Here is a 6,938-nt window from a genome sequence, read left to right on the forward strand (position 1 = left end):
AACCCTTATATAGAAAAGCATTTAGCGATTTTTGTCAATTGTTTTTGCTCTAGAGCGAACTAATCAATTAAGTCTCTTGCCAGATAAGGATTTAGTCGATTTATGCCCCCCTATCGAACCATACCAAGTAACGAAGAACCACAAATTATGAATAGATATGCAGTCTATTAGCAGTTATCTTAACAGTGAGATACGAAGTTTCTGGTTTTAGAGAACGACGGAACGGCGGAACGTCGGAATATTATCTGATCGTCCAGAGATGATGACAAATACCGCCATACTTCATCTTCATGATAAACGCTATAATCTGAAAGTTGTTGCCAGTTGCTCATCATGAAAAAACTTACTTATTCATTGCTCCCCCTGGGGATTACTGTTGGACTTTGCCTAAACATTGCCCCTGCTTCCGCTGGTTTGATACCACAAAATGTCATTCCCGACGCTGCCCTTTCTATTGACGGCTTCGGTAGTACAACTAATAGTGGAGTTATTCAAGCCAATATACCCACAGGTTCTACTATTCAGAGGGCTTATCTCTATGCCACTTCCGTCTGGGATATGAGTCCAGTTTACGGAGTAACTTTTAATGGGAGTACACTTTCCTTGGGTTCAGCAACTATTCTTGGTCCCAATCAAAACCCAGCCACCACCGCCCGTTGGGATGTCACCAGTATCATCGCTTCTTCTTTTACGGGAGGATTACAAGACTTTAGTATCGTTGAGAATGGCGATAACGATGGTGCGGTTCTTGTCGTTGCCTACAGCAATTCTTCTACCCAAGGTTTTACCTCGGTTATTTTAGACGGGGAACTGTCCACCGGGGGAGACACGAGCCAGTTTGATTTTGCCAGTCCTTACACTGGGGGAGATTTTCTGGTTTCACTTGCCTCTAGTTATAGCCGTCAACCAAGTGGGCAAGCCACTGAGATTGACGTAACCACTAATTCGACCAATAATCGACGATTAACCAGTAGCGCAGGAGGACAGGATGATGGCGAAGGAGCCGACGGAGGCTTAATAACTGTTGGGGGGATAGGTGACAGTCCTACTAACCCCGGCCCATTAGATGACCCCTTGGATGGGCCGCGAATCGATGATGAATACTATAATCTCGCTCTTGGCAATAGTGCTAATCCTGACGCTTTTATCTCGCATGGAGATACCTTCCTGCGCTTAAAAACAGTGAACCCAACCAATGATGATAACGTTTTCGGAATGTTTATCACCAGTGGATTTAAGATCACTGCCACTCCCGTCCCCGAGCCATCCATGACACTGGGCATTTTTGGTATCGGTGCTATCGGAGCCTTAATATCTCGTCGTGGTAAAAAATCCTAACAGAAAATAAACCTGACAATTTAAGGCTGTAAATTGCGGTAAAAATTGATAAAATTTTCGATTGTGGTTTTTTATCGCTTTTTTTACCGCAAAATCACATTTACCTAGTTCTAGGTTTTTATCGTTCCAAGATGGAATTTGAACTTCAACCTAAATCACCGTAAGAGAGTCTCGGAGTGCAATCAGTGGCAAAATCAAGGCTATGATCGATCACTGATAACCAATAACTGAGATGAGATGGTTTTATTAGAAGCAGCGGTTCATTCTTCCCTACGCGCTTTTTTACGGGAACAAGGGCGCTTTTATTGGTCTCATCATCTCACTATGGGGCGACTGGTGGCTAGAGCTTTACGCCTAAAACGTTCCTCTCTCATACAAACTGGAACTACTCTCACCCGTTATTGTCTCAGTTATCTCACCCCAGCTCTTTTAGCTGATACACCTGTTCTAATTGTTGCCCCGGAGTCAGAAGTCAACCTACTGTTAGAAGTGGAAATCCCCCATCTGCAAGCATGGTTACAAACTCAGCGAGATATCCTCAAAAGTGATCGCTTTCCCGCTAATTTTACCGGTTTACTCCTCACCACACCCCAACAATGGTTAGAGGATAAATTGGACAATCTCGGTCATTTTCCCCAGAATATCCCCACGATAATCGATCGAGCCGAAGATTTAGAAACTTGTCTAGTAGATCATCTCACCGTCACCATTACTCCCGAACAATGGTTCGCTTTAGGGTCAGCATATCCCCAGCATAGAGAGATTATAGACTTAATTAAAGCACAACTTGGCCAAAGTATTCTTGGTCATCCAATTAATCCCTATAATTGCTATCTTATTGATGCCAAAGAAAAAGAATATATAATTGCTCTCCTGCAACGCTTGCATCAAGACTTAGCCACTGATTCTGCTTGGCAACTTTTAGCCGCAAAAATCCCCGAGCATAATTATCTCCTCTGGACATCAGTAGATCGAGAGCGAGGAGAATTTACCCTAAAAATCAGTCCTTTGGAGGTGGCTAGTTTTTTCAAACCGATTTGGCAGCAGCAACCCTTTGTTTTAATCGGCAGTTTTTTAGATAGCGAAAAATCCGCTAATTTATACCGTCAAAATCAGGGTATCGGAGAAATTTTAACTCTAAAGTTTGCAGCCGATCGCGAAAGTGAATATATTCATTTATATCTACCCGATCGCATCAGCGCCCCCAATACGCCCGAATTTCAACCGATGTTATTAAAGCAAGTGCGGGAATTAGTTAGTGCTAATCATACCAGTGAACAACCGATAGTAATCCTCATTGAAGATGTTCCCCTCAAGGCACAAATTGCTACCCAAATCGCAGCCGATTACGGTTCGCGAGTGCAAGTGGAAAAAACTGAGATTAATAATAATACTATTCTGGTTTGTGGTTGGCAATTCTGGCAAACCCATCAAGAAAAATTTCCGACTCCCAGTTTATTAATTATCGCTACTTTACCCTTACCATCCCCCGAAAATCCTCTCGTTGCTGGCAAAATTGCTTACTACAAACGACAACATCTCGACTGGTTTCGTGCCTATCTTTTACCCACAGCGGTGAGGGAAATTCAGCAATCTGTCCAGTCTCTCCGGGAGTGTCAAGGTTGTGTGGCTGTCCTCGATAATCGTGTCAATGCCCGCAGTTATGGCAGACAAATTCTCTCCGCTTTAGAACCCTATGCTAAAGTTAATTATCTCGATCAACAATTTTTTCAAGATAAAGATTAAATCAGTTATCAGTTATCAGTTATCAGTTTACTGTTTACTGATAAAATCTCCCCCGGAGCCATATTTCCAACTGTCTAAATAACGATGGTAAAGATATTTTTGCTTGTCGGGTAACTTTTCTAAAACAGGTTTTAAGGTGGCTGCCAAGGGATATAAACCACTATACAAAGCTAAATTAAAATAATGTCCCGTCCAATCGATAAAAGGACTGATACCCACTTGCGGAATCATCGGTAAAACTAATTGAGGATTAACCAAAGGCAAAGTTTTTGAGAGGGAAGAAAACTGCACCACATCCTGTAAAAATGGTTTTAAGACCTCATCTCCCAACTTATCCATTACCCGAAAAACTCCACTCATTAAGTCATTAATTTGATTGGGATTAGGGTTAGCATATATCTGGACACTCATGGTTTTTTGAAATAGCCACGTTACCGATATATTAGGTTGATATGGTTGTAAAAGGGCTAAATCTTCTCGGTTTAAAGCATCGATTTGTAAAGCTTCCTCGATGCCGAAAGTTAGCCTTTTTAAATGCCTAACCATTGCCCCAAAACCACCAAAACTTACCGGAGATTGACTACCGCTACTATCTCCCACTGCCAGAATTCTTGACCAGGGCATTTTTAAAGGACTTTGACGATAGGCAGGGAAAAAACCCGCTAGAAAACGCTGAAATTTTACCGCTTCTAAATCTACCTTTTGATACTCTGGCAGTAATCTTAAATACTCCTCCATCAAAAATTCTAAACTAAAGCGATCAGGATGAGTATCAAGATAGGTAAATAAATAAGTTGTCCGACCATCCCTAGCGGGAAATGCTTCCCAAAAGTATTGACATTGGTGCAAGATTGGGGTAAAAGAATAAATCAAATCACCAGTTTCATTACTGGGAAAACCCTGACCGCAACTACCCACCACTAAACAAACTCCATCGGGTTTTTCTCCTTTTCTTGCCTGTTTTGCAATTGCTGAAAAATGACCCATGGCATCGATTAATAAACGGGTTTTTAAAGTCACTTCTCCCGTTTTAACCATTACTCCATCTGGATGAACAATCGCCCCGCTAAACCACGAATTTTCTAATAACTTTCCTCCCGCTTGCAAAAACTTATTTTTTAAAGTCTCTAGCAAATAAACCGGATCAACACCGATATTTAAAATATCTCTGACCCAAAGCTCATAACCTTGATAAAATCCCACCCTCCCAGGATTATATTCCGTCGCTATCGCTTGATTTAATTCAGCTTCGGTCAATAAATCTAACTCTAAAAAACTGCTTAATTCTAAACGTGAAATATTCCACTCCTGCTCACGACCGCGCAGAATACCTCTTTCTAATAATGCCACACGCCAGCCCCTAGTTTGCAAAGCAGCCCCGATAAAAATTCCCAGGGTTCCCCCCGCAATCACTAGATCAAAATCCGTCTCTCCTAAAGATTCTTGACTTTGATTAATTACCGTAGGAATAACTGGATTTTCTAAACGCAAAGCTTGCCAAGCTCGATCGCTGGCTCGCAATTGTTGTAAACTCTGAGGAGATACTCGATCGAGTAAAGATGCAACTAAAGACATAATCTTATATCAGTTATCAGTTATCAGTTATCAGTTATCAGTTATCACCATATCCAGAGGATAAAACTACTTAGATTGGAAAAACTTTTTCCCTTCTTCAACGAGTTTATTAATATCCTTGAGGGAAACTCCAAAAATCGCTAAAACTCCCGTAAAGACTAACAAAAAACCGATAAAACTATTCCGATCATAGAGAAATAAACCCACCAAAACGATAAAATAGGGAGAGAGAATTTTACTAATATTTTCAACTACAGTAACTATCTCTGGAGTGGGAGGATCAACAAGATTAATATCAGCTTTATCCTGATCCGGTTCGAGATTTTGCTTAATTGAAAACATCACTTCCTGTAGGTCTTTTACCTCCGGTGGGTTCGGTTCCTTCGCTGGTTTGCCAAACATTGTTAACTACCTCGCCAATTTATCTATATCCTCTATGGTAGCCAAAAAAAGGGCAAGCAGGAAAAGCGCGAGCAGGTCGAGAAATTCTCAGCGCAATTTTCCTTAACAACCCCCTCGGCCTGGGCTGCTATAATCAGAGGAACAACTCCCAAGTTCGTTAACGGTACAAAAAAACTATGAATACCAGTCCAGATCGTGTGATTATCTTCGATACCACCCTTCGAGATGGGGAACAGTCCCCGGGTGCCGCTTTAAATGTGGATGAGAAGCTAACCATAGCGCGCGCACTGGCACGACTGGGAGTTGATGTCATTGAAGCAGGTTTTCCCCACGCTAGTCCGGGGGACTTTGAAGCTGTACAGAAAATTGCCGCCAGCGTCGGCAGCGAAGCTGATAGCCCGATTATTTGCGGATTAGCCCGCACTACTCAAAAAGATATCAAATCTGCCGCCGATGCGCTCAGACCCGCCGCCAAGCCCAGAATTCACACCTTCCTAGCCACATCTGATATCCACCTCCAATACAAACTTAAGAAGACTCGTCAGGAAGTTCTTGAGATTGTGCCAGAAATGGTGGCCTATGCCAAATCCTTCGTTGATGATGTGGAATTTTCCCCCGAAGATGCCGGCCGCAGCGATCCCGAATTCCTCTATCAAGTCCTCGAAAGAGCGATCGCCGCAGGAGCCACCACCGTTAACATTCCCGATACCGTCGGTTACACCACCCCCAGCGAATTTGGGGCTTTAATCCGTGGTATTAAGGAAAATGTCCCCAATATCGACCAAGCGATTATCTCCGTCCATGGTCACGATGACCTAGGGTTAGCGGTGGCTAATTTCCTCGAAGCAGTTAAAAATGGCGCTCGACAGTTGGAATGTACCATTAACGGTATCGGTGAGCGTGCCGGTAACGCTTCCCTAGAAGAGTTGGTGATGGCCCTTCATGTCCGGCGCTCCTATTTTAATCCTTTCCTCGGTCGTTCCCCAGAGTCCACGGAACCTTTAACCAAGATCAACACCAGGGAAATCTATCGCACTTCTCGCCTAGTTTCTAATCTTACCGGCATGATCGTGCAACCGAATAAGGCGATCGTCGGTGCTAACGCTTTCGCACACGAGTCGGGAATCCATCAGGACGGGGTGTTAAAACATAAACTCACCTATGAGATTATGGATGCAGAATCGATCGGTTTGACTAATAATCAGATCGTCCTCGGTAAACTCTCCGGCCGCAACGCTTTTCGCTCTCGCTTACAGGAATTGGGTTTTGAGCTTTCGGAAACGGAACTTAATAACGCTTTTATCCAGTTTAAAGAAATGGCCGATCGCAAAAAGGAAATCACCGATCGCGATCTAGAAGCTATTGTTAACGATGAAATCGATACGGTTCCCGATCACTTCCGCCTCGAATTAGTACAAGTGTCCTGTGGAAATAGTGCCCGGCCCACGGCCACGGTAACGATTCGCAATCCCGACGGTAGCGAGTTATCCGATGCGGCCATTGGTACAGGGCCGGTGGATGCTCTCTGCAAAGCGATCAATCGAGTGGTGAAGATTCCTAACGAATTAATTTCTTTCTCGGTGCGAGAAGTTACCGAGGGAATCGATGCTTTAGGAGAAGTGACTATCCGTCTCCGTTACGAAGGACGCACCTACTCCGCTCACGCGGCCGATACCGATATTATTGTCGCCTCCGCTCGCGCCTACGTCAGTGCCTTAAACCGTCTCCACGTCGCACTGCAGCAGAAGGAAAAAAACCCAGAAATGGTACAAGTCTAGATAGGGTGTTAGGGTTTTAGGGTTTTAGGGTTTTAGTTGAAATTCCCCCACTACCCCACCACCCCACACCCCACACCCCACACCCCACACCCCACACCC

Annotated in this window: 5 protein-coding genes; 3 read left to right on the top strand and 2 right to left on the bottom strand. The window is 43.7% G+C overall.

Annotated features, from left to right (window positions below; all coding sequences use genetic code 11):
- Positions 1-333: 333 nt before the first annotated feature.
- Positions 334-1,338 carry a PEP-CTERM sorting domain-containing protein gene (locus PX482_RS12790; RefSeq protein ID WP_002758687.1) on the top strand — a complete coding sequence of 335 codons (1,005 nt, stop codon included), beginning with the start codon at positions 334-336 and terminating at the stop codon, positions 1,336-1,338.
- Positions 1,339-1,575: 237 nt separating this feature from the next.
- A complete protein-coding gene (locus PX482_RS12795; RefSeq protein WP_002758689.1) occupies positions 1,576-3,084 on the top strand; it encodes a helicase C-terminal domain-containing protein in 1,509 nt (502 codons plus the stop codon).
- 27 nt (positions 3,085-3,111) lie between these two features.
- Here the strand turns inward: PX482_RS12795 and PX482_RS12800 are convergent, their stop codons facing one another.
- Both PX482_RS12800 and PX482_RS12805 read right to left on the bottom strand, forming a co-directional pair.
- Positions 3,112-4,659 (bottom strand): FAD-dependent oxidoreductase, encoded by a 1,548-nt coding sequence (locus PX482_RS12800; protein WP_288027533.1) that lies wholly within the window; start codon positions 4,657-4,659, stop codon positions 3,112-3,114.
- Positions 4,660-4,725: 66 nt separating this feature from the next.
- Complete coding sequence (locus PX482_RS12805) at positions 4,726-5,061, bottom strand: hypothetical protein (RefSeq protein WP_002758693.1); 336 nt, start codon at positions 5,059-5,061, stop codon at positions 4,726-4,728.
- A 176-nt stretch (positions 5,062-5,237) separates the two neighbouring features.
- Here PX482_RS12805 and PX482_RS12810 point away from each other — a divergent pair, with 176 nt between their 5' ends.
- The gene (locus tag PX482_RS12810) at positions 5,238-6,839 is read left to right on the top strand and encodes a 2-isopropylmalate synthase (RefSeq protein ID WP_002758694.1); all 1,602 of its coding nucleotides are present in this window, start codon (positions 5,238-5,240) and stop codon (positions 6,837-6,839) included.
- The last annotated feature ends 99 nt before the right edge of the window (positions 6,840-6,938 follow it).

The sequence above is a fragment of the Microcystis sp. M53602_WE12 genome (assembly GCF_030065455.1).
GTDB classification, from domain to species: domain Bacteria; phylum Cyanobacteriota; class Cyanobacteriia; order Cyanobacteriales; family Microcystaceae; genus Microcystis; species Microcystis aeruginosa.